1 pseudogene is annotated in these 606 nt (G+C 62.4%); it reads left to right on the top strand.

Annotated features, from left to right (window positions below):
* Window positions 1–561 (top strand): annotated as a pseudogene (locus JJD74_RS30640) (TniQ family protein); the annotation flags it as partial.
* Window positions 562–606 lie beyond the last annotated feature (45 nt).

Raw genomic sequence — 606 nt, 5'->3', positions numbered from 1 at the left:
TGGTTCCGGCTGCTGCGCACCCTGCTTGATGAGCTGAACACGCCGCTCTCGCACTGCGGCAGTTGCTCGGCGAGCATCCGCCATGTCTGGGAGCGCTGCGGCCATCCGCTGCGCGCCGGGCAGAGTCTGTGGCGTCCCTACGAGATTCTGGCCCCGGCGGTGCAGTGGCAGATGCTGGAGGCGGCGGCCACCGCCATCACGCTGATCGAGTCAAAGGCGCTGATCCCGCGCGGGGAACAGGCCGCGCTGTTTCAGACGGAGCCGCACACTGGTTTCACCAACGGCCTGCCGGCGAAGGTGCCGAAGCCGGAACCCATCAACCACTGGCAACGAGCAGCCCAGGCCATCGATGAGGCCATCATTGAAGCGCGACACAACCCGGAGACGGCCCGCTTGCTGTTCACACTGGCGTCCTACGGGCGACGCGACCCCGAATCCCTGGAACGTTTGCGCGCCACGTTCACCAAGGAGGGCATCCCGCCGGAGTTTTTGTCACATTACGAGCCTGAATGGCCGTTTGCAGGTCTTAGACTAAATGACGGGTTAAGTGACAGTTTTTGACGGCGAGAACTTTCTGGCTCACACTGTCACATAATCGAACGTATA

It is taken from the genome of Pseudomonas sp. MF6776 (assembly GCF_016613125.1).
In the GTDB taxonomy this organism is placed as follows: Bacteria; Pseudomonadota; Gammaproteobacteria; order Pseudomonadales; family Pseudomonadaceae; genus Aquipseudomonas; species Aquipseudomonas iridis.
Note: the sequence above shows the minus strand (reverse complement) of the source record. Positions and strands in the feature narration are given on the sequence as shown.